Genomic DNA, 21273 nt, shown 5'->3' with positions numbered 1-21273 from the left:
ATATGCAGGATATCAAACTGGGGTGCAATAACATTAAGGAGTTGCGATGACTTATGATGAATTATACCAATACGCTATATTTATGTTGTCGCGTCGTGATTATGGCACCACTGAGCTGAAACGCCGTTTAGCACGTAGGATCAACGAAGTCGATAAAGCTAAACAGAGCACAACCGATGAAAGATGCTTAGAGCAAGTGATCGAGCGATTATTAGAAGGCCAATATCTGGATGATAATCGCACGGTATATGCTTTTTTTCGTCGTTATTTAAGTAAATCTTATGGTCCGCTGCGTATTCGCCAAGAGTTACGGCAAAAAGGCTTTCCCAGTGAAATTATTGCACGGGTACTAGAAGAAACAGAAACTGATTGGTATGCACTCTGCCAAGATCTTAAAGAGAAAAAATTTGGTACAGGTAAACCCAAAGATTTTAAAGAAAGAGCGAAACAGATCCGCTATCTCCAATATCGAGGGTTTACTTCTGATTATATCAATGCGTTATTTTAATTGATTAACGAAGTGCCATGGCATATTTATCATCAAACTAATTTTTATAAAGAATAGTTAATTTAAGTGAAATGTTAATTTAAAACTATTTTTTAATAATAAACTTATTTTATATAATCTTGTTTATATTTTTATTATTTCAATAGTTAATCATCATCTAATAAATATTAAATGACTGTTTTAGTCTCCTTTTAATATTAAATTAAATGACGATATTGCTCACAGATTTTAATAAATATATATTTAATTATCTATTTTTGACTAATATCTAATGTGATTGACATAATCATTATATTTTAAAAAATTTAATTATTATTGAGGATTTATTATGAAGAAAAATAAACTTATGCTATTTACTGCAACATTATTATTATCATCTGCAGGTATTATTTCAACAGCATCAGCTGAGGTGACATTAAAGCATGGCTATATTGATATCCCACCCAGCAGAGCTTTTCTTTGTTCATCCAAAGGGGGGAATTTAAATAAAAATTGTGGTCCGATACAGTATGAACCGCAATCCATTGAAGGGGATAAAGGTTTCCCTAAAGGTGGCCCAGCTGATGGTGAAATTGCCAGTGGTGGAAAGGCAACTTTTTCTGCTTTAAATGCACAAAGTGCAGATCGCTGGCATAAAGTGGCAATGAAAAGTGGCGAAAATACTTTTAAGTGGACATTAACTGCAAAACATAGCACTGAATCATGGCGCTTCTTTATTACAAAACCAGGGTGGGATGTTAATAAACCATTGACCCGTGCTGATTTTGATTTAACACCTTTCTGCCAACGAAATGATAATGGAAAAATACCCACAGAAACCGTAACATTAAATTGTAATATACCAGAACGTTCTGGTTATCAAATTATTTTAGGTGTTTGGGATATTGCTGATACGGGTAATGCTTTTTATCAAGTTATTGATGCTGAATTTAAAAAATAACTCGCTATATTTTATTTAAATAATTATTTTTGTCATGCTGTTAATCTTAACACTATTAAGATTTGGGCTAGGATTAATAGCAAAAATTATATTAATGGTGAGGGTTAAATAAATATAACGGTTATTTTTTTGTTTAATTGTTAGCGCCGTGAAAATGGCGCTATTTTCATTAAACTGACTGGAAATCCTTCGCTTACAATGCTACTTTCTAAACTATACCTATAATTATTTAGCTTAAAACCAACATCATTGAGGCGCGATTATGGAAATCTATTTAGATACCGCAGATATTGAAGAAGTGAGAAAACTTTCACAAGTGCTTCCTATTGCTGGTGTCACTACCAATCCTTCTATTATTGCTCAATCAGCGCAGCCCATTGAAACGTTATTACCTGAATTAAAAGCCGCTATGGGTGGCAAAGGGCGGATATTTGCGCAGGTGATTGCCCGTGATATCGATACCATGATTGAAGAAGCATTGCGCATTGGTAATATTGCCGATAATACTGTGATTAAAATTCCCGTCACTGAAGCTGGCTTGGTTGCTATTAAACAATTAAAGCAAAAAAATATGTTGGTATTGGGGACTGCTATTTACAGTGTGTCTCAAGGGTTAATGGCGGCGCTAGCAGGGGCTGATTATATCGCTCCTTATGTGCATCGTATGGATAGACAAGGCTCTGATGGTGTGAGAGTAGTAAGAGAGTTGCAAACGCTGATTTCCATGCATAATTTACCCACTAAAATACTGGCAGCTAGTTTTAAAACACCACGCCAAGTGGTTGATTGTCTGTTGTCTGGCGCTTCGGCAGTAACACTTCCGATAGAGCTTGCCTACTCTATTATCCGTTCACCCGTAGTCGATGATGCGATTAATAAATTTACTGATGATTGGTCATTAGCCTTTAATCGCCAATCATTGTAATGATTTTATTGTGTTTGTTATTTGGCGCCATTTAATGTTAATGGCGCCAATAAAATAATAATCATAGGTAAAATAAATATTATTCTTATTCAATTTTTCTGTCTATATTAAATAAAAACTCTACTGATGAATTAGACTATTTAAAAAGAATAGAATGCTGAGTATTGTACTATATTGTAGAAATATTATCTGATTAAATTGCGCAATAATAATTTATTATATCGATTTATGTTTTTAAAGTAAGATTATTCTCTGCTAAATTATCGCATACGCGGATAAGGTGTAATTTAATCAATTATTGATTTATATCTAACAATAAGTTGCCTTTGTGGTAATCTAAAAATAAATCTATTACTATAACCTTAGCATTTTAATGGATTAATAATATAATATTTTTATGCTATTTTGTTGTTTATAAACACTTTTATCATGTTCTTTTATTCTTTTTGTCCGTTCTTACTGTAAACTCAGTAAGTTGATTTTATTTATTTTTATTAGTGTTATTTTATATTTAATAACAACAAAATAAATTGTAATTAATGTGTTAATTAAAGAGTTTGGTTGTTAATGATATACAAAATATTATTTATTTTTAAATAACTAACTGAATGAATTAACAGGGAAAGCCGATACTCCGCGGTTAAATAAAATTAACATATAGTTATTATCTTTATTTAGAGATAAATAAACTTTGATTTGTAATATTGTTGGAGTAAATATGTGTGAAGAAGACATAAATAAACCACTCTATTTGTTAATTGCAGACTGGGTTCAAGAGCAACAACGCTGGGTGAGTGCGAAAGAGATCGCTAAAAATTTTGATATCCCCCAATGTAATGCGATTAATATCGTTTCTTATATTCTTTCTGATGTAAAAGAGATTGAGTGTGAAACCAAAAGTGTTCCTAATCAATTGGAAGGAAGAGGGTGCCAATGCCAACGGATGATCAAAGTCAGTCATATTGATCCTGCTCTTTACTCTCGTTTAAAAGGTCATACGCAAAGTAAAAGTCGTTTAAGCGCCCCAGAGAAATTAGCAGCTATGATCCCCCATGGGCTGAATCACCAACAAAAATGGCAATGGATGTTGTCAAAATCACAACGGCGTTAATTGATAGCCGAGTGTTAAAATAAAGCAATACGACAGGCGTTTGTTGTGCCTGTCGCTGTTGGCTTATTGGCCTTTAGGTTTTACCTCTGTCGTGCCCCTTAAACGAGGACGATTAGCTTCAGGGGCTGTTAATGGTGTCGTTTCTACTAAGCTTTGACGACAACGAACAGTGAGATCTTGATATTCACGAGTATTCATACGTTTCCACTGCATATCTTGGTCGCTAATATCACGTACATGTTTTGCTGGGCTTCCCATTAACATTTGTCGCGCCTGCCCTTGAAAGCCCGCTTTCACAAAGCTCATGGCGGCAACAATACTTTCCTCACCAATGATCGCACCATCCATAATCACGCTATTCATGCCGACTAGGCTATCACGACCGATAATACAACTGTGAAGAATAGCACCATGACCAATATGACCATTTTCTTGCACAATGGTATCCATATCCGTATAACCATGCATAACACAGCCATCTTGAAGATTTGCACCTGCTTCAACAATTAAACGGCCATAATCACCCCGTAATGAAGCCAAAGGGCCAATATAAACACCAGCACCAATAATGACATCGCCAATTAGTACTGCTGATGGGTGAATGTAAGCTGTTGGATGAACAACAGGAATAACACCTTCAAATGCATAGATACTCATCAGTTTTCCTCTTAGTTGTATTATCAATTCAAGTGATAATTATCGTCCTTTCCATTCAGGTGAGCGTTTTTCGGCAAAGGCTAGCGGGCCTTCGAGTGCATCTTCTGAATGTAAAACACTTGGGTAATATTTTAGAACACCACTGCGCATTAATTTGTAGCCTTCTTCAATCGAAAGCTCGCTAGTGGCACGGTAGATCTCTTTTAATGCAGCGACTGCAAGTGGCGCACTGTTGGCGATTTGATCGGCTAATTCACGGGCGCTATCCATCAGTTCAGCCGCACTGACAACGCGGTTAGCAATGCCCCAGCGTAGCGCCTCTTGTGCATTCATACGACGGCCAGTCATGAGCATTTCATTGACAATTGCAGGAGGTAAGCGTTTAGGTAAACGTAAAACACCGCCACTGTCTGGGACAATACCTAATTGTGCTTCTGGCAAGGCAAAAGAAGCATTGTCTGAACAAATTATCATGTCGGCTGCCAGTGCTAATTCAAAGCCACCCCCAAAAGCATAGCCGTTAATGGCAGCAATGACAGGTTTATTAAGATCAAATAATTCCGTTAAGCCCGCAAAGCCACCAGCACCAAAGTCTGCATCAGGGGCTTCTCCTTCAGCTGCGGCTTTCAAATCCCAGCCGGCACAAAAGAATCGTTCACCAGCACCTGTAATAATGGCAACGCGTAAACTAGGATCATCACGAAAACGCATAAATACCTCACCCATTTCATGACTGGTTTTGGCATCAATTGCATTGGCTTTCGGTCTATCTAATATAATTTCAAGCACTGAACCACGTGTTGTTAGATGTAATGATTGGCTCATGTCATATTCCTTTTTCAATAAAAATAAGCAGTTATAATTAACTGTCACGAAAACCCACTTATGGCTTATTTCAAATGCTTTTTGATCACTTTGCCTGAGCAATTACGTGGTAACCCCTGTTTAAACTCAACGGCGGAAGGCACTTTAAATTTCGCCATATTCTGTTCACAAAAGGCGAAAAAGGCTTCTTCACTTAACGTTTCACCGTCAACCAGTACCACAAAGGCTTTAATGGCTTCATCGCGAATATCATCAGGTACACCAATTACTGCTACATCTTGGATTTTAGGATGTGATGCGATGATATTTTCAATTTCAATACAAGAGACGTTTTCACCACCGCGTTTGATCATGTTGCAACTGCGATCAACAAAATAGAAAAAGCCTTCGTCATCTTGATAACCATAGTCACCCGTGTGTAACCAACCATCAGGCTCTAGCGCTTTTTCTGTTGCATCGGGGCGATTGTAATACTCTTTAAATAAGGTTTTTCCCGCTTCACCTTTGACGCAGATCTCACCAACTACACCGTTAGGAACTTGCTGATTTTGTTTGTCGCGAATTTGCGCTTGATAACAAAATCCCGGTCTACCAATAGATGGCCAACGGCGTTTATCGCCCGGTCTGTCACCGATTAAGCCAACAATGGTTTCTGTCATGCCGTAAGAGGTGAGTAATCGCACATTAAAGCGTTCAACAAAGGCGTCTTTCTCTTCATCTGCAAGATTGAGGTAAAACATCACTTCGCGCAGTTTATGTTGCTTTTCATCTGGTGAGACTGGTTGTGCCATTAAGGTGCGCATCATCATGGGTATGCATTCTGTTACCGTTGCTTGGTATTTGAGAATTTGCTTCCAGAAGGCTCTTGCACTGTATTTTTCTAGTAGTACAAATGTGGCACCGACAGAAAAAGCAGGAAGTGATGCGGTACACTGACAATCGATATGAAAAGCAGGCATGACGGTAAGATAGATATCATCTTCCCGTAAGGCGTTCTGCCATGAGGAGTAGTAGCCAGCAAAACGTAAATTATAATGCGTAATAACTACTCCTTTGGGTTGTGAAGTAGTTCCTGAGGTAAAAAGGATTTCAGCCGTGTCATCCACACTTAATGGGGTGTGATGATTAAGCGTAACGGGATGCTTGGCTTTTTCACTTAAAAAATCAACAACCCCTTGTTCAGTAGGGAGACAGTTTTCTGTTATTAAAAACAGTTGCGTTAAAGGAGAGTGCTTATCGTGCAACATCGGTTGGTAAATTGGAGAGAAATTATCACTTGTTACCACAAAGTGTGCTTGGCAATGGTTAATGATCCAAGCACTCTCTTCATACATAAAGCGGGCATTAATGGGCACCATAATAGCGCCAATTTTTGCCAGTCCAAACCAGCAAAAGAAAAATTCTGGGCAGTTATCAAGATGTAAGGCAACATGGTCGCCTTTTTTTATACCACAGGCATGAAAAAGATTTGCGGCTCTGTTGATCTCTTCATTTAATTCACTGTAGCTAAATTGTCTGACTTTCCCTTGTGCAGATTCAAAAATTAGCGCTGTTTTTTTATCATAAACTTCAGCTAAATCATCCCACATTTGCCGTAAGTGTTGTCTGCCAATCACATCCATTAAACTGTTATCCCATGCTTTTGCCGTAAGCTCAGGTATTGTGGGATAGTGCCACTTGTACCTGAGTCTAACGGTATTTACTCTACGATTTTAGCTAGCCCTTTATCGACTAGCTCCCTAATTTGTTCGTCGCTATAACCGATATTTTTCAAAATCGCATTGGTATCCATGCCGTGAGCAGGCATACCACGCCAGATTTTTCCTGGATTATTTTTGAATTTCGGCATGATATTTGGTCCCTTACAGGTTTCACCACTCATCGTTTTCCATTGAGTAATTGACTCTCGAGCCACGTATTGTGGATTGCCTTCTAATTCAGGAATGGTTAACACTTTTGCACTGGCAATATTGAGTTCAGATAGTCGTTTTAGTACGGGGGTAATCGGCTGGTTGGCTAGCCATTCATCTAATTTATCTTCAAAGAGTTGACCATGAGGGCAATTAATACGGTGGATCAGTTGTGTCCCTTTGGGGACTTCAGGAGTACCTAATAGATGAGCAAGACCAATATCTTTAAAAATTTCTTCAATTTGAGTGATGCCGACCACTTCCATCACGATATAACCATCTTGGCAACGGTATAAGCCACAGCCGGCATAGTATGGATCTTTGCCTTTGGTCATTCGTGGACAGATTTCTCCGCCATTAAAATAGTCCATCATGAAGTATTGCCCCATTCGCAACATCACTTCATACATTGCAATATCAATACTTTCCCCTTTGCCCGTTTGTTGCACTTTGTACAGTGCCGCTAATGCTGAGGTGGTTGCCGTCATACCAGAGAAATAGTCAGCGGTATAAGGAAAAGCGGGCATAGGTTGGTCTTTATCGCCGTTTTGAATGAGATAGCCACTAAATGCTTGGGCAATAGTGTTGTAGGCTGGAAGGTTGGTATATTGCGGATCGCCATATTGACCAAAGCCGGATAAGTGCGCGATAACCAATTTAGGGTTATGCTCCCATAAAACCTCATCGGTAATACCGCGACGGGCAAAGGCAGGACCTTTGCTGGCTTCGATAAAAATATCCGTGGTTTCCATTAATTTTAGGAAAGCATCACGGCCTTCTTCTTTGAAAATATTTAACGATAACGCATGTAGATTGCGACGGGAAAGCTGTGGATAATGGGGTTGAACACGAATGGTATCCGCCCATGCAACGTTTTCAATCCAAATGACCTCTGCTCCCCACTCTGCAAACATCTGTCCTGCAAATGGCCCGGCAATCTCAATACCTGAAAACACCACACGAACTCCAGCTAGTGGCCCAAATTGTGGCATGGGTAAATGTTCTGTCATAATGTCACCTCGTCAGTGGACTGTTTGAACACTCCCTTACTCGATGTTAAGAGAGTGCTCTGCGATTAATTAACGATACTGTTTGAGTACAGCGCGTCCTAATGTCAGGATCTGCATTTCATCAGAGCCACCAGATACACGGTCAACGCGTAGATCACGCCAAAAACGTGCAATACGGTGTTCACCTGCGATCCCCACACCACCCAGCACTTGCATCGCACTATCAACCACTTCAAAGGCTGCATTCGCACAGAAGTATTTACACATTGCAGCATCACCGGAGGTAATTAAGCCATTGTCACTTTTCCATGCAGTTTCATATAACATGTTGCGCATTGAATTGAGTTTGATCGCCATATGGGCGAATTTTTCTTGAATAAGTTGGAAGCGACCGATAGTCTCACCAAATTGAACCCGTTGGTTGGCGTAGCGCGCTGCATCTTCAAACGCACACATGGCGGTACCATAGTTAGTCAGTGCCACTAAGAAACGCTCATGATCAAACTCTTCTTTCACACGGTTAAAGCCGTTACCTTCGCGACCAAACATGTCTTTTTCTTCAAGTTCAACGTTGTCGAAGGTGATTTCACAGCAGCTATCCATACGTAAACCCAGTTTTTCTAACTTAGTGACTTTAATGCCGGGTTTACTCATATCGACAAACCATTCGGTAAAGATGGGTTTATCAGGGGAAGCCGCATCACGACTCATCACGACGATATAAGGGGTATAAGCACTACTGGTGATAAAGCATTTGCTACCGTTGAGATAAACTTTGCCATTTTTACGGGTATAAGTGGTTTGTAAGCTACCCACATCAGAGCCGGCTCCCGGTTCAGTGATCGCTGAATTCCACATCTGTTTGCCTGTACCACGAAACGCCATGATTTTGTCGATTTGTTCTTGAGTCCCTTCACGCAATACGGTGTTAAATCCCCCCGGTAATTGATAGAGCACATAGGTTGGCGCACCTAAACGACCTAATTCCATCCAAATTGCGGCAACAGTAACAAATCCGGCATTTAAACCACCGTGCTCTTCAGGGATAAGCAGATTGTCAATTTCCATATCCGCTAAGGCCTTAACAAAACGCTCAGGGTATTTACTTTCGCGATCACACTGTGCGAAATAAGCTTCCCAGTTTTCACTGGCCATTAATTCGCGGACACCGTCAACAAACAGTTCCTGCTCATCATTCAATCTAAAATCCATGTTAATAACCTCTTAATGTGTCATTTTTTGCGTATAGGGAGATCAATCTTTCCAGTGCACTTTGGCATCTTTTATAAAGGACAAGGTGACCATGATATTGACGAAAAATAGTGGGCATCCTCCGGCAATAATGGCGGTTTGGATCGGTTTTAAGCCGCCTAATGCTAGTAAAATAATGCCGATAATACCGACTAATACAGACCAGCCGATGCGTACCAATAATGGTGGTTCAGCCCCTTCTTTCATGGAGCGACAAGTTGACATTGCTAGTGTGTAAGAGCAGGCATTGATTAAAGTGACTGTGGCGATAAAGCAGAGAATAAAGAAGCCCCACATGGTTGCTGTACTGAGGGGTAAGGCGGCCCATGTTTCGATAATGGCGCGTGGCACACCATATTGATCAATCAGTTGCGGAATATTAAGGATATTTTGGTCAATCAGTTGTAAAGTGTTACCCCCCAGAATAGTCCAAATCAGCCAAGTCCCCGCGGTTAAACCTGATACCATTCCTAAACATAATTCACGAACAGTACGACCTTTAGAAATACGCGCTAAGAAGATACTCATTTGAATGGCGTAAATAACCCACCAAGCCCAATAGAAGACAGTCCAAGCTTGAGGAAAACCCCCTTTACCAATAGGATCGGTGTAAAACAACATACGTGGCATATACATCAGCAATGTACCCACAGAATCTGTGAAGTAATTGACAATAAAGCTGGCACCACCCACGATAAATACCCAACCTAACATTAAGAAGCTCAGGTAAGTACGCACATCACTGGCGATTTTTACCCCTTTTTGTAGACCAAATGCCACACAAATAGCGTTGAGTAAGATCCAGCAAGAGATAATAATGGCATCTAATTGTAGAGTGTGAGGAATACCAAATAAGTATTGAATACATTCAGTTACCAAAGGCGTTGCAAGCCCAAGGCTGGTGCCCATTGCTAGGATCAAAGCGACCAAATAGAAATTGTCGACGACAGTACCAAATAAACCATTAACGTGTTTTTCACCCACTAATGGCGTTAAAGTGCTACTTGGGCGGATCACTTCCATTTTGCGCACAAAAAAGAAGTAAGCGAAGGCGACAGATAGGAAACTATAGGTTGCCCAAGGTAGCGGGCCCCAGTGGAATAAGCTGTAAGCTAACCCTATCTCTTTGGCTGGCGCGGAGTAACCTTCCATACCGAAAGGAGGACTTGAAATGTAGTAGTATATTTCAATTGAGCCCCAAAACAGCACAGCCGCTGATGTACAAGAAGCAAACATCATAAAGATCCAGCTTGCCGTACTAAATTCAGGTTTCTCATCGCCCAGGCGTTTTTTGGCATAACGTCCAAAAACCAACCAGAACCAGCCCCCGAACATGATCACCATATACCATTCGAAGGCCCAACCCCAGACATTGGTAACATAGCTGAACACGGCATTGATCACTTCATTTGAAGCGTCAAGATCGCGTACCGTTAACCAGCATAAAATACCAACAATGATTAATGGCGGAAAAAAAACCTTCGGTTCTATTCCTGCCTTTTTATTATCTTTGCTCATAGGTAAATTTTCCAAATATATTTAGCGCAGAAGTTTAATAAGTGTTAATTCCTAATTTCGAATAAACTCTTTTAGTTAGATCCTATATATTCCATTAATTGGTTTTTATCATAATCAAAAAACAAGCCGATTGGCTAATTTATAAAATTATTAATGAAGAAGAATAATGGATATTATTAATGTTCCATTCTGTTATTCACTTCACACTATTCTTTTTGTCGATTTTATGTTACGGTTTATAACCTTTTATTTTCATTTTAATTAATTGATAAATAAGAATATATTTGGGTTTGTGATAAATGTGTTATATTTGCTCTTTCAATATTGTTGATCTTTGCGGCAATATTGAATATTAAATAACTCATTTCTTATTATGTTCAATATTGTTGATCCAGATAACAATATTGAAAGTTAATCACTTTAATTAAATTTAATTTCAATATTGGTGATGTATTTAGCAATATTGAACGCTATCCATCTCTTATTTAATAATCTTCAATATTGGTGATCTAGATTTAATTTCTTAATCATTTAATTGTGCTAATTGTATATTACATTGCCAGAGTAAATGACATATTTATTAATTTCAGGAGATGTAATGAAGATTATTACATGTTACAAGAGTGTTCCCGATGAACAGGATATTGTGGTCAATAATGCCGATGGTTCACTCGATTTTTCGCGCGCCAATAACAAAATTAGCCAATATGATTTAAATGCGATTGAAGCGGCGAATCAGTTAAAAACACAACTTGATGGTATTCAAATTACGGCAATGAGCGTAGGTGGTAACGCGCTGACTAACGCTAAAGCACGTAAAGATGTGTTATCTCGTGGTGCTGATGATCTCGTGGTGGTGGTCGATGAGCAATTGGAAGCTTCTCTTCCTTATCAAACGGCGACAGTGCTTGCTGCTGCTGCAACTAAACAGGGGTACGATCTTATCTTATGTGGTGATGGCTCGGCAGATCTAAGTTCCCAACAAGTGAGTTTGTTAGTGGGGGAGATCTTGAATATTCCTGCCATTAATGGGGTTAATAAAATTGTTTCTATTACAACTGATTCCATCACCGTTGAACGCGAATTAGAAAACGAAATTGAAACGCTTACTATCACCTTACCTGCGGTGATTGCCGTTTCTACCGATATCAACTCTCCGCAAATTCCATCCATGAAAGCCATTTTAGGTGCCGCTAAAAAGCCGGTTCAACAATGGAGTTTGGCCGATCTTGGTTTAGAGCCCATAACGCCACGTTCAGAGCAAACCGTGTTAGCACCGAAACAAAAAGTACGTCAGCGCATCATTATTGAAGGTGATGGCGATGATCAAATTGCTGAATTTGCTGAATATTTACGAAAAATTATTAAGTAATAGGGGGAGTTATGAGCCAGTTTTCAACTGTTTGGGTGTTGAGTGATGTACTTTCTCCTTTACCAGAATTAATGGGTGGTGCTTCTTCATTAGGTCAATCAATCAATGTCTTTACCTTTAATGATGAGCAAAGCATCGCTGCCTTTAAATTAGGGGCGACAGCGGTTTTCCAATTAGAAGGTAAACCTGATGATCGCATTATGGAAGATTATGCACAAAGTATCGTTGAAACCATTAAATCACATAGCGATGCCGGCTTGGTTTTACTGCCGAATACGCGTCGTGGCAAATTATTTGCCGCTCGTTTAGGTCACCGTTTAGCCGCGGTAGTATCAAATGATGCACAATCATTAAGTACCCAAAATGATGCATTAGTGGCAAAACATATGGTTTACGGTGGACTTGCCTTTGGTGATGAAACATTAACAACACCTTATTGTGTTGTTACCGCAAGTACTGGTGCTTTTGACGTTGCATCAGAAACACAGGCTACGGGTACGGCACAAAAAGTAGCATGGATTGCCCCTTCACAAAGCATTATTTGCCAGTCAATTCAGCCAAGAAAAATCAATGCCGTCGATCTGGATAAAGCCCGTTTTGTGGTCAGTGTTGGTCGAGGTATTGGCAGTAAAGAAAATATTGCTATTGCAGAAGAGTTAGCAAAAAAGATTGGGGCTGAAATCGCCTGCTCTCGCCCTGTGGCTGAAAATGAAAAATGGATGGAGCATGAGCGTTATGTTGGCATTTCTAACCTGATGCTTAAGCCAGATCTGTATTTGGCGGTAGGTATTTCAGGACAAATTCAACATATGGTTGGTGCAAATGGATCACAAACCATTATGGCGATCAACAAAGATAAAAATGCACCTATCTTCCAATTTGCTGACTACGGCATTGTCGGTGATTTAATGAAGATTTTGCCTGCACTTACCCGTCAACTATCTAACTGATTTAGTCAGCAGAGAAGATAACTTCTCTGCTTTATTTGCAAGTTCTGGAGATGTTATGTCCGATTCCGAAGATATTTTCGATGCCATTATTGTTGGCGCAGGATTAGCGGGCTCTGTGGCTGCACTTGTTTTAGCCAGAGAAGGTGCGCAGGTATTGCTAATAGAAAGAGGGAACTACGCCGGCGGAAAAAATGTAACGGGTGGTCGTCTATACGCCCATACCCTTGAGCGCATCATTCCTGAATTTGCGCAACAGGCTCCGGTTGAGCGGGTGATCACCCATGAAAAACTGTCATTTATGACACAAACAGGGGCTATGACTATCGACTATCAAAACGCTGAAACGCATAACCCTAATCATGCCTCTTGGTCTGTATTACGTGGTGAATTTGATCAATGGCTAATGGCGCAAGCCGAAGATGCAGGCGCCCAGTGTATCACGGGCATTCTTGTTGATAAGTTAGTTGAGCGTGACGGTAAAATTGTCGGTGTAGAAGCAAATGGTGATGTATTAGAAGCCAAAGCAGTGATTTTGGCTGATGGTGTGAACTCACTTTTGGCTGAACAGTTAGGCATGACTAAACGAGTTGCAGCTGAAAATGTTGCCGTGGGCGTAAAAGAGATCATCGAACTGCCTGAAAGTGTCATTAAAGATCGTTTTAACCTAAAAGATAACGAAGGTGTAGCTTGGTTATTTGCCGGCTCTCCTACCGATGGGTTAATGGGGGGCGGTTTTTTATATACCAATAAAACGACGCTTTCTTTGGGGCTTGTCTGTGGGCTTCACCATATTAAAGATGCCAAAAAATCGGTTCCACAAATGCTAGAAGATTTTAAACAACATCCCGTTGTAGCACCGCTAATTGCTGATGGAAAAATGGTGGAATATAGCGCCCATGTGGTACCTGAGGCAGGTTTGCGAATGCAACACGAACTTGTTCGCGATGGTGTTTTGATAGCAGGAGATGCGGCAGGCATGTGTATGAATCTAGGTTTTACCATTAGAGGGATGGATTTAGCCATGGCTTCAGGGGAAGCTGCTGCAAAAACGGTGCTTTCAGCAATGGCAAAAAATGATTTTAGTAAACAAACCCTTAATGAGTATCTCGATCATTTAGCACAGGGGCCTTTGCGCGATATGAAAGCATATCAACGTATGCCTGATTTACTAGATAATCCGCGTATGTTTACTGCTTATCCTGACATGGTGGTTGGTATTGCAAAAGATCTCTTTACTGTCACCGATGATGCCCCTGTACCGATGCGTAAAACCATCATGCGTCATAGCAAAAAAGTGGGGTGGATGAATTTAATAAAAGATGGGATCAAAGGAGTAAAAGCAATATGAGTTCTCCTGTAAATGTCGATGTCAAATTGGGCATCAATAAATTTAATGTCGATGAAGAAAATCCACATATCGTCATTAAACAGCAACCTGATATGCAAGTATTAGACACACTGGTAAAAGCTTGTCCTGCGGGTCTTTATAAAAAACAACAAGATGGTAGCGTCAGCTTTGATTATGCAGGGTGCTTAGAGTGTGGAACGTGTCGAATTCTCGGTTTAGACAGTGCGCTTGAAAAATGGGAATACCCACGCGGAACGTTTGGCGTGGAATATCGTTACGGATGATGTATCGCTACTTTTCTCCCAGCGCTGTCTCCGGCCTGGGAGCTTTTCTTTCTTTGGTTAAAAAAATAGACTAGGACGCAGTCATGCAGCCCAGAAACTTTGATGATATTCGTTTTACCTCAGTACATCGTCGAGTGATGTTATGGGGAAGTGGCGGCCCTTTTCTTGATGGTTATGTATTAGTCATTATTGGTGTGGCGCTCGAACAATTAACACCTATATTACAGCTTGATACGCGATGGATTGGTTTGCTTGGTGCGGCAACATTAGCAGGGCTTTTTATTGGTACCTCACTTTTTGGCTATATTTGTGACAAAGTAGGGCGCCGTAAAATGTTCCTCGTTGATATTGTGGCTATTGCGGTGATTTCTATTGCGACCATGTTTGTTTCAACACCAATAGGGTTGTTAGTGATGCGCTTCCTTATTGGGATTGTGATTGGCGCTGACTATCCTATTGCAACTTCGATGATCACCGAATTTTCCAATAAAAAGCAACGTGCCTTTGCCGTCGGATTTATTGCTGCTATGTGGTATATCGGTGCGACATGTGCCAATTTAGTGGGTTATCTTTTATATGATGTCCAAGATGGCTGGCGTTGGATGTTAGGCAGTGCTTTTATTCCTTGCGTTATTATTCTAATTGGTCGCTTTGATCTCCCTGAATCACCGCTTTGGTTAATACGCCAAAGGCGTATTAAAGAGTGTAATAAAATGATGATCAAACTCTTTGGCGAGCCTGTGGTCTTTGAAGCAGAAGATGCTAAAACGACCCGTTTTATCGAATTATTTAATAAACGCCACTTCTCATTTGTGCTCTTTGTTGCCGTAATTTGGACCTGCCAAGTGATCCCGATGTTTGCCATTTATACCTTTGGCCCTCAAATTGTCGGTTTATTAGGATGGGATACAGGAAGAAGTGCGGCATTAGGCAATGTCGTGATCAGCCTATTTTTTATGTTGGGTTGTATTCCTGCAATGTTTTGGTTAAACCAAACGGGGCGACGCCCACTGTTAATTGGTAGTTTTGCGATGATGACTTTAGCATTATTCACGCTGGGGATATTCCCGAATTTACCGATTTTATTCGTTATCTTAGCGTTTGCTACCTACGCTTTTTTCTCGGGAGGACCTGGCATTTTACAGTGGCTTTATCCGAATGAATTATTTCCAACCGATATCCGAGCATCGGCGGTGGGGGTTATTATGTCGATAAGTCGTATTGGGACGGTTATTTCCACCTGTGCGCTTCCCGCTTTTATTGCCACTTATGGGATCAATACCACAATGCTGGTGGGGGCGGCTATTTCTCTGTTTGGGATGATGGTATCAGTACTGTTTGCACCAGAAACGAAGGGATTAACGTTAAAGCAGACATCAACGATGCCTATGCGACGTGGTAAATAAAACCTTTAATTGTAAAAATATTTAACCATATTCTGTTCACGATATTCCCTTGTTCACTAATCTTGAACAGATGTATATCGTGAACATGGAAACATGAGAAAGATTGTTAGTAAGGATTGTACATGGGTTGTAGTATTCCAATTAATCAATGATTTTTGGAGTGGGTTGCTCAATTTATAAAACATGATCTATGCCCTATTTAGCCCACTAAAATAAGTGAGCTAAATAAGGTTAATTTATCTCTTTAGCGTAAACTCTGCACACTTTCTACTAAATTCGCCAACTGTGACACTACGCGATCGCCAATATCGGCATTATCACCACCTAATGCTTTGTTGCGCATAAAATCTTTTTTGATTTGCTGCCAACGAATAGCATCTTGTTCGGTTAATGTGCCACGTATTTCCGCCAGTTTTAATAAGTTCTCTTCAGCACCCGTTGTGAGTAATTGGGCTTCGCCAAGATAGTGATCGTCGAGTAAGCGTTCAATTTCTTTCTCATTCATAACCGCAGAGACTTTTTCGCTTAATTTGTTCATATTGCGATAACTGCCTTGTAAGCGGAATGCAGGCTCAGTACGATATTTATCGGATTGTGCCGCACTTGCTATATATTGTTGATTTACTTTTAAAATCACATCACGCAAAGTAATTAGATGTTTTAATACCATCACAATTTCATTAATTTCCGCATCCGAATAAGGATAACTGAGGGAATTGGTTGAAACTGATTTACCCATGGCTTTATCAACAAAAAGATAGAGATCGTTTAGATCACGTAAAGCAAGGGGAGCAAGAACTGAGTTAGAGGTTAAGCTATTTTCAATATAACTGAGTGCAAAGGCGTCATCCATTCCCCCTAATACCTCACCAAGATTATAGATATCAGCACGGTTAGCTAACATATCGGGGATCTTAAATAGTTCACCAGACTCGGTATAAGGGTTACCCGCCATCACCACACAGAATTTTTTACCGCGCATATCATAGGTTCGGGTTTTCCCTTTCCAAACCCCTTCAATACGGCGTGTGCCATCACATAGCGAGATAAATTTTTGTAGGAATTCAGGGTGTGTATGTTGAATATCATCGACATACAACATCACATTATTGCCCATCTCAAGGGCAAGATTGAGTTTTTCTAGCTCTTGTTTTGCTGTTGCGTTTGGCGCTTGTTCGGGATCTAATGACAAAACATTATGACCTAAAGCAGGGCCATTTATTTTCATAAAGATCAGTCCTAAACGATCGGCTACATATTCCATTAAGGTCGTTTTACCGTAACCTGGTGGGGAGATCATTAATAATAATCCCATCAAGTCAGTGCGTTTCCCTTCACCTAATGCACCAATCTGTTTTGCCATATTGTCACCAATAATTGGCAAATAGACATCGTTAATTAGTTTATTACGCACAAATGAACTGAGAGGTTTTGCTTTAAACTCATCCAGTTTTAAACGCTGGCGCTCTTCAAGAACAATTTTTTGTCGTAAAGTCAGATAATGATTAAAGGCGGGAATAAAGGTTTTACGCTGTCCGCGCATACGGCTGAAATAATCATCTAAACTCAATGAAAGTGTTTGATTTTCAATAGTAGGATGCTCACCTAATAATCCGTTTACCTTAAAGTATAAATCAACCTCGCTATAACGTGCAGAGGCGATTTTATCTAACATAATAATGGCAATTGCCCCCGGAATATAAGGGGTTAGATGAGCATAATCGGCTTGAGAGCACAATCCTTGTAGCCAATTTTGGATCAATGCCCAACGTTGTGCATAACGTGAGGCTAAATTTTGTTGTGAACGATTAAAATCAATCCACATATGAGCGGCTTCTAATCGGTTTTGTAGGGCAAGAACGAGCTCTTTGGCATATTTACTGTAAACCAATTCTATTGGTGTTCTTGCTAATGCAAAACTTAAATATTCAGCGGCTTGGATCGGAACATAAGATCCACATTTAATCGGATTATCAGTAAGGAATAGGCGAATATCCGCTTCTATTTCTGCCTGTAAATCAATTAATGCATCATCATTATGAAACAGTTGTTGAATATTCACGGCCGTTCTTGCGCGCTCTGGCCATAATGCTGGGTATTCGTTCGTTTGTACTTTTTCCCAGAAAATCGCAGCAATTGCCCGTGCTGTTGGGTTGTAACGAAGCAGATCGGCACTTTCACCTACAGGTAGGAGTTTCTTTAGAATGGCGATAGCATCATGATCGTGGATCCCTTTTTCATAGCCTTCTTTATAGCGAGGTGTTGCGAAATCACGTACTAACTTTTCTAATTTTTCAGGTACACTCAGTGCTTCTTTTAAGATTTCAAGGGTTAATCCATCTTGACGTTTTGATGCAGCATAGATAATTGAATAGGCGAGATATTCCGCACGATACACCGTTTCAGATTCTGAACTTAATGTTGCATTCCAGTAAGGGCGCAGTGTTTCAAGCTCTGGATGGTCGATTGGCTCTTGGAAATCGGTACCAGTTAGATACAACCAAAGCTTATCTTCTTTCGGTAAAATAGTAAGATCTAGCTCTTGTGTATTAACGCTAAAACGGTGACGAGGGCCTAATTTAATAACATTGCCGCCCTCTTCAAAGATATCCGTTTTATCACGTAAGATACGGATGGCTTGATCACGAGACGATTTAAGACGGGCATCAATATCATCTGCTTTAACGTTGTCATTGATTTCTCTTAGTTTTTCAATGATTTCACGTGTTTTTAATGCTAAAGGATCAGAGGCAAAAAAAGCATTTAATTCATCTTGTGATTGCAACCGAGTTGTTCTACGTTGCAGATTTTCTAAGAGACGATTAGCAGCAGTTAATAAGCTTTGTGAACGACGTTGACGATCATCAAGTAACGATTGTTTATGCGCCTCAAAAGTCTCTAATAACTCTTCACGTTTTGACAAGATATCATCAAGAAATTCATCATGCTGACTAAATTGGCTTTCTAATTCTTCTAGCTGTACTAGCAGTCGTGAAAGCTGCTCTTCACAACGTTCCGGATCTGTTGCCAGTGATAAAGCATTGGTGATCCCCTGACTAAATAGGCGGAATTGCGCACCAAATTGAGCGACGGTTTCTACGCTACTTTGTGATTTTCTTTTTTGCTGTAAGCGAGCTCGTGATTGATTGAGTTGTGCATAAATTTGGGAGATGGCATCAATAATCTGCGTTTGTTGCGTCACATCCTCAAAGGTGAGTGATGCCATCAGATTTGACAGCATGTCTAAATCTTCTGACATCTGCGCCATCTCATTCATTGGTACATCAAGCTGAGTACTGTTTTGTGCTTTTTCTATCTGTTGTTCAAAAGTAGTAAGCTGTGTTTTAAAAGGCTGTAGCGCTTTGTCGCTGGCAAGAAATTGGGCTGTGGCTTGCGAAACACGTTGCTGTGCCTCGGTTATTTCCGTTTCCATTTTATTTAATTGCGTTAAATCCATATATCGGAATTCACGCAAAGAAATAAGGTGTCCATGGTGTGTATTGAGCGAATTTAAACTATCAACAAATTGTTGAATATCGGTCCAACTATCAGGCAGTGTCAGTGATAACAGAGATTTCTGACGGTTGATCGCTTCTTGCATTGATTTCGCTGATTGTTGACGAATACTTTCGACTTTTTCATATTCATCAAGCACTAATTCACTTGTTTGAGCGATCTCTTTTAGTAAGGGGCCAATACCTAGACAGTGTTCATCATTAAACCAGTAATAGAGATCTAATAAGCTTTTTGGTTGTTGGCTAAGTTGCTCATAACGAGCGATGGAAACTTGGCTACCTTCAATTTCTTTGGCGACATGTAAAATTTCTGAGATCCCGCGAACTAAATCGGCATTACCAATACGCCCATAAAAGCCGTTTCGTGGCGGTTGTTTATCGGCAAATTCTTCAGAATAGAAGGGCGTTTGCCAAACTTGCATCGGGTGAACACGGGTAGCTTCTTCGCCTTCTCCTTCAAATAGCACCATTTTGCCATCTTCTAACATGGCATAGCCATGACCGACCAATGGTGTCGCCAATTTACGCTCAATCATATTGTAATTAAATAGCGCGAGACGACCTTGTGTCGGTGAATAGAAGACATACAGCACATCTTCACCGTTAGGTGAACGACGTAAACGACGAAAATACATACCTTCCATTGGTTGATCAAAGGTTTTGTAATCGCCATTTTGTAGATAGTAGCCGCCGGGAAAAATGATACCGTGATCTTCCGGAAGTTGCACACAAGCTTGCCCAATGGCATCAATACGCTGAACACTTTGTGTTAGTGTGTTATAAACTAAATAACGCCAATTCTCTTCGCGGTAAGGAAGCACTTTTAATAAAATTAAACTGCCAGTTTGTGCATATTCAATTTGTGCATCATCAAGGGACTGGTTTTTATCTAATACCGCTTCACGATAAATACCTAAACCATCTTCGGTATTGTTTTCACATTTGACAGTCAGATCGCCACCGGTGGTTTCTACAAAGACTGTATCTAAAATGTTGATATGAGGAAAACGCCCATTTACCGTATCTTCACGTTGTGTTTTTATCCAATCAAAATCGTAAGCAGGGGGGAGTGCTATATCGCGTTCGCCACGATTATCAATATATTCAATACGTTGTTTGTCACTGGATATCGACCAACGGAAGACGCGTACATCGGTAATACGATCACCAATTTGAAAACTAGCGAGTAATTTACCATCACGCTCAACTAGCTGTAGTAGTTGCGTATTTTTATAGTAAGTGTATAACTCGGTAAAATCTTGGATAAAGCGATTATCATTTAAAAAAGTGCCTTCATAAGCAACCGCTTCAACATCAAACTCGCCATCATTATCAATTAAGCGATAAAGTGAAAAAACATCTTCAAGATGCGTTTCTCGTTTTAAACCGAGGAAAACGTTATAACCAAATAGTAACCATTCACCAACGCGAACAATATCTCTTGCTTGGCAATTATTCTCTGTTCGAATACGAATACGGCCAATGATATCCATTTGGCTTTGACCAAATTCAGCTAATCGATGCTGATTGAGTTCAGTGGCTTTTACATGTAACTGCTGACCTTGCTCGGTAAGGCGTTTACGCAATATTTCATATGCGCCACCTTGTGCAACAGCGCTATCAAGTATTTCCTGTTCGCGATTCGTATCATGAATATCAGACATGGTATAACGGATTTCCTTGGCTTAAACGATAGAAACAATCGAAAAGACATAGAGAATTTCTCTATGTCTTTTCCTCTCC

The 21273-nt window shown here is 40.0% G+C and carries 16 protein-coding genes; 9 read left to right on the top strand and 7 right to left on the bottom strand.

Annotated elements, in window-relative coordinates:
* Positions 1 to 46 precede the first annotated feature (46 nt).
* From GWI58_RS04660 to caiF, 4 genes are all read left to right on the top strand, one after another.
* Positions 47 to 508: a regulatory protein RecX gene (locus tag GWI58_RS04660; protein WP_012368461.1), complete on the top strand. Its 462-nt coding sequence runs from the start codon at positions 47 to 49 to the stop codon at positions 506 to 508.
* A gap of 328 nt (positions 509 to 836) precedes the next feature.
* The gene (locus GWI58_RS04655) at positions 837 to 1448 is read left to right on the top strand and encodes a lytic polysaccharide monooxygenase (protein ID WP_004245800.1); all 612 of its coding nucleotides are present in this window, start codon (positions 837 to 839) and stop codon (positions 1446 to 1448) included.
* 262 nt (positions 1449 to 1710) lie between these two features.
* Entirely contained in the window at positions 1711 to 2373 is a 663-nt protein-coding gene (fsa, locus tag GWI58_RS04650) for a fructose-6-phosphate aldolase (RefSeq protein WP_004250150.1), read from the top strand.
* Positions 2374 to 3091: 718 nt separating this feature from the next.
* A complete protein-coding gene (gene caiF, locus GWI58_RS04645; RefSeq protein ID WP_004250151.1) occupies positions 3092 to 3484 on the top strand; it encodes a carnitine metabolism transcriptional regulator CaiF in 393 nt (130 codons plus the stop codon).
* A gap of 63 nt (positions 3485 to 3547) precedes the next feature.
* Here the strand turns inward: caiF and caiE are convergent, their stop codons facing one another.
* From caiE to caiT, 6 genes are all read right to left on the bottom strand, one after another.
* The gene (gene caiE / locus GWI58_RS04640) at positions 3548 to 4141 is read right to left on the bottom strand and encodes a carnitine operon protein CaiE (protein ID WP_017827367.1); all 594 of its coding nucleotides are present in this window, start codon (positions 4139 to 4141) and stop codon (positions 3548 to 3550) included.
* A gap of 39 nt (positions 4142 to 4180) precedes the next feature.
* Complete coding sequence (gene caiD, locus GWI58_RS04635; RefSeq protein ID WP_004249231.1) at positions 4181 to 4966, bottom strand: crotonobetainyl-CoA hydratase; 786 nt, start codon at positions 4964 to 4966, stop codon at positions 4181 to 4183.
* A 65-nt stretch (positions 4967 to 5031) separates the two neighbouring features.
* A complete protein-coding gene (caiC, locus tag GWI58_RS04630) occupies positions 5032 to 6588 on the bottom strand; it encodes a crotonobetaine/carnitine-CoA ligase (RefSeq protein WP_110229521.1) in 1557 nt (518 codons plus the stop codon).
* A 77-nt stretch (positions 6589 to 6665) separates the two neighbouring features.
* Positions 6666 to 7886 carry an L-carnitine CoA-transferase gene (gene caiB / locus GWI58_RS04625; protein WP_161768948.1) on the bottom strand — a complete coding sequence of 407 codons (1221 nt, stop codon included), beginning with the start codon at positions 7884 to 7886 and terminating at the stop codon, positions 6666 to 6668.
* A 69-nt stretch (positions 7887 to 7955) separates the two neighbouring features.
* Positions 7956 to 9098 carry a crotonobetainyl-CoA dehydrogenase gene (gene caiA / locus GWI58_RS04620; protein ID WP_004245793.1) on the bottom strand — a complete coding sequence of 381 codons (1143 nt, stop codon included), beginning with the start codon at positions 9096 to 9098 and terminating at the stop codon, positions 7956 to 7958.
* 42 nt (positions 9099 to 9140) lie between these two features.
* The gene (gene caiT, locus GWI58_RS04615) at positions 9141 to 10655 is read right to left on the bottom strand and encodes an L-carnitine/gamma-butyrobetaine antiporter (RefSeq protein ID WP_004245792.1); all 1515 of its coding nucleotides are present in this window, start codon (positions 10653 to 10655) and stop codon (positions 9141 to 9143) included.
* Between the two features lie 598 nt (positions 10656 to 11253).
* Here caiT and GWI58_RS04610 point away from each other — a divergent pair.
* The 5 genes from GWI58_RS04610 (at position 11254) to GWI58_RS04590 (ending at position 16015) form a co-directional block, all read left to right on the top strand.
* Positions 11254 to 12027 (top strand): electron transfer flavoprotein FixA, encoded by a 774-nt coding sequence (locus GWI58_RS04610; protein WP_110229520.1) that lies wholly within the window; start codon positions 11254 to 11256, stop codon positions 12025 to 12027.
* A gap of 11 nt (positions 12028 to 12038) precedes the next feature.
* Positions 12039 to 12977 carry an FAD-binding protein gene (locus GWI58_RS04605; RefSeq protein WP_049197623.1) on the top strand — a complete coding sequence of 313 codons (939 nt, stop codon included), beginning with the start codon at positions 12039 to 12041 and terminating at the stop codon, positions 12975 to 12977.
* A 55-nt stretch (positions 12978 to 13032) separates the two neighbouring features.
* Positions 13033 to 14325 carry an FAD-dependent oxidoreductase FixC gene (gene fixC / locus GWI58_RS04600; protein WP_161768947.1) on the top strand — a complete coding sequence of 431 codons (1293 nt, stop codon included), beginning with the start codon at positions 13033 to 13035 and terminating at the stop codon, positions 14323 to 14325.
* Positions 14322 to 14609, top strand: coding sequence for a ferredoxin-like protein FixX (gene fixX, locus GWI58_RS04595; RefSeq protein WP_017827370.1), 288 nt, complete (start codon positions 14322 to 14324; stop codon positions 14607 to 14609). Before fixC ends, fixX begins: the two co-directional genes overlap by 4 nt.
* Before the next feature lie 83 nt (positions 14610 to 14692).
* A complete protein-coding gene (locus GWI58_RS04590) occupies positions 14693 to 16015 on the top strand; it encodes an MFS transporter (protein ID WP_161768945.1) in 1323 nt (440 codons plus the stop codon).
* A 244-nt stretch (positions 16016 to 16259) separates the two neighbouring features.
* Here GWI58_RS04590 and GWI58_RS04585 read toward each other — a convergent pair whose 3' ends face one another.
* Positions 16260 to 21194 carry a DNA repair ATPase gene (locus GWI58_RS04585; protein ID WP_161768944.1) on the bottom strand — a complete coding sequence of 1645 codons (4935 nt, stop codon included), beginning with the start codon at positions 21192 to 21194 and terminating at the stop codon, positions 16260 to 16262.
* Between the last annotated feature and the right edge of the window lie 79 nt (positions 21195 to 21273).

Source organism: Proteus sp. G2674 (genome assembly GCF_009915195.1).
Taxonomy (GTDB): Bacteria; Pseudomonadota; Gammaproteobacteria; order Enterobacterales; family Enterobacteriaceae; genus Proteus; species Proteus mirabilis.
Note: the sequence above shows the minus strand (reverse complement) of the source record. Positions and strands in the feature narration are given on the sequence as shown.

Coding starts and splice junctions, on each gene's coding strand:
- GWI58_RS04660 (WP_012368461.1), top strand. CDS start 47: ATGACTTATGATGAATTATACCAATACGCTATATTTATGTTGTCGCGT.
- GWI58_RS04655 (WP_004245800.1), top strand. CDS start 837: ATGAAGAAAAATAAACTTATGCTATTTACTGCAACATTATTATTATCA.
- fsa (WP_004250150.1), top strand. CDS start 1,711: ATGGAAATCTATTTAGATACCGCAGATATTGAAGAAGTGAGAAAACTT.
- caiF (WP_004250151.1), top strand. CDS start 3,092: ATGTGTGAAGAAGACATAAATAAACCACTCTATTTGTTAATTGCAGAC.
- caiE (WP_017827367.1), bottom strand. CDS start 4,141: ATGAGTATCTATGCATTTGAAGGTGTTATTCCTGTTGTTCATCCAACA.
- caiD (WP_004249231.1), bottom strand. CDS start 4,966: ATGAGCCAATCATTACATCTAACAACACGTGGTTCAGTGCTTGAAATT.
- caiC (WP_110229521.1), bottom strand. CDS start 6,588: ATGGATGTGATTGGCAGACAACACTTACGGCAAATGTGGGATGATTTA.
- caiB (WP_161768948.1), bottom strand. CDS start 7,886: ATGACAGAACATTTACCCATGCCACAATTTGGGCCACTAGCTGGAGTT.
- caiA (WP_004245793.1), bottom strand. CDS start 9,098: ATGGATTTTAGATTGAATGATGAGCAGGAACTGTTTGTTGACGGTGTC.
- caiT (WP_004245792.1), bottom strand. CDS start 10,655: ATGAGCAAAGATAATAAAAAGGCAGGAATAGAACCGAAGGTTTTTTTT.
- GWI58_RS04610 (WP_110229520.1), top strand. CDS start 11,254: ATGAAGATTATTACATGTTACAAGAGTGTTCCCGATGAACAGGATATT.
- GWI58_RS04605 (WP_049197623.1), top strand. CDS start 12,039: ATGAGCCAGTTTTCAACTGTTTGGGTGTTGAGTGATGTACTTTCTCCT.
- fixC (WP_161768947.1), top strand. CDS start 13,033: ATGTCCGATTCCGAAGATATTTTCGATGCCATTATTGTTGGCGCAGGA.
- fixX (WP_017827370.1), top strand. CDS start 14,322: ATGAGTTCTCCTGTAAATGTCGATGTCAAATTGGGCATCAATAAATTT.
- GWI58_RS04590 (WP_161768945.1), top strand. CDS start 14,693: ATGCAGCCCAGAAACTTTGATGATATTCGTTTTACCTCAGTACATCGT.
- GWI58_RS04585 (WP_161768944.1), bottom strand. CDS start 21,194: ATGTCTGATATTCATGATACGAATCGCGAACAGGAAATACTTGATAGC.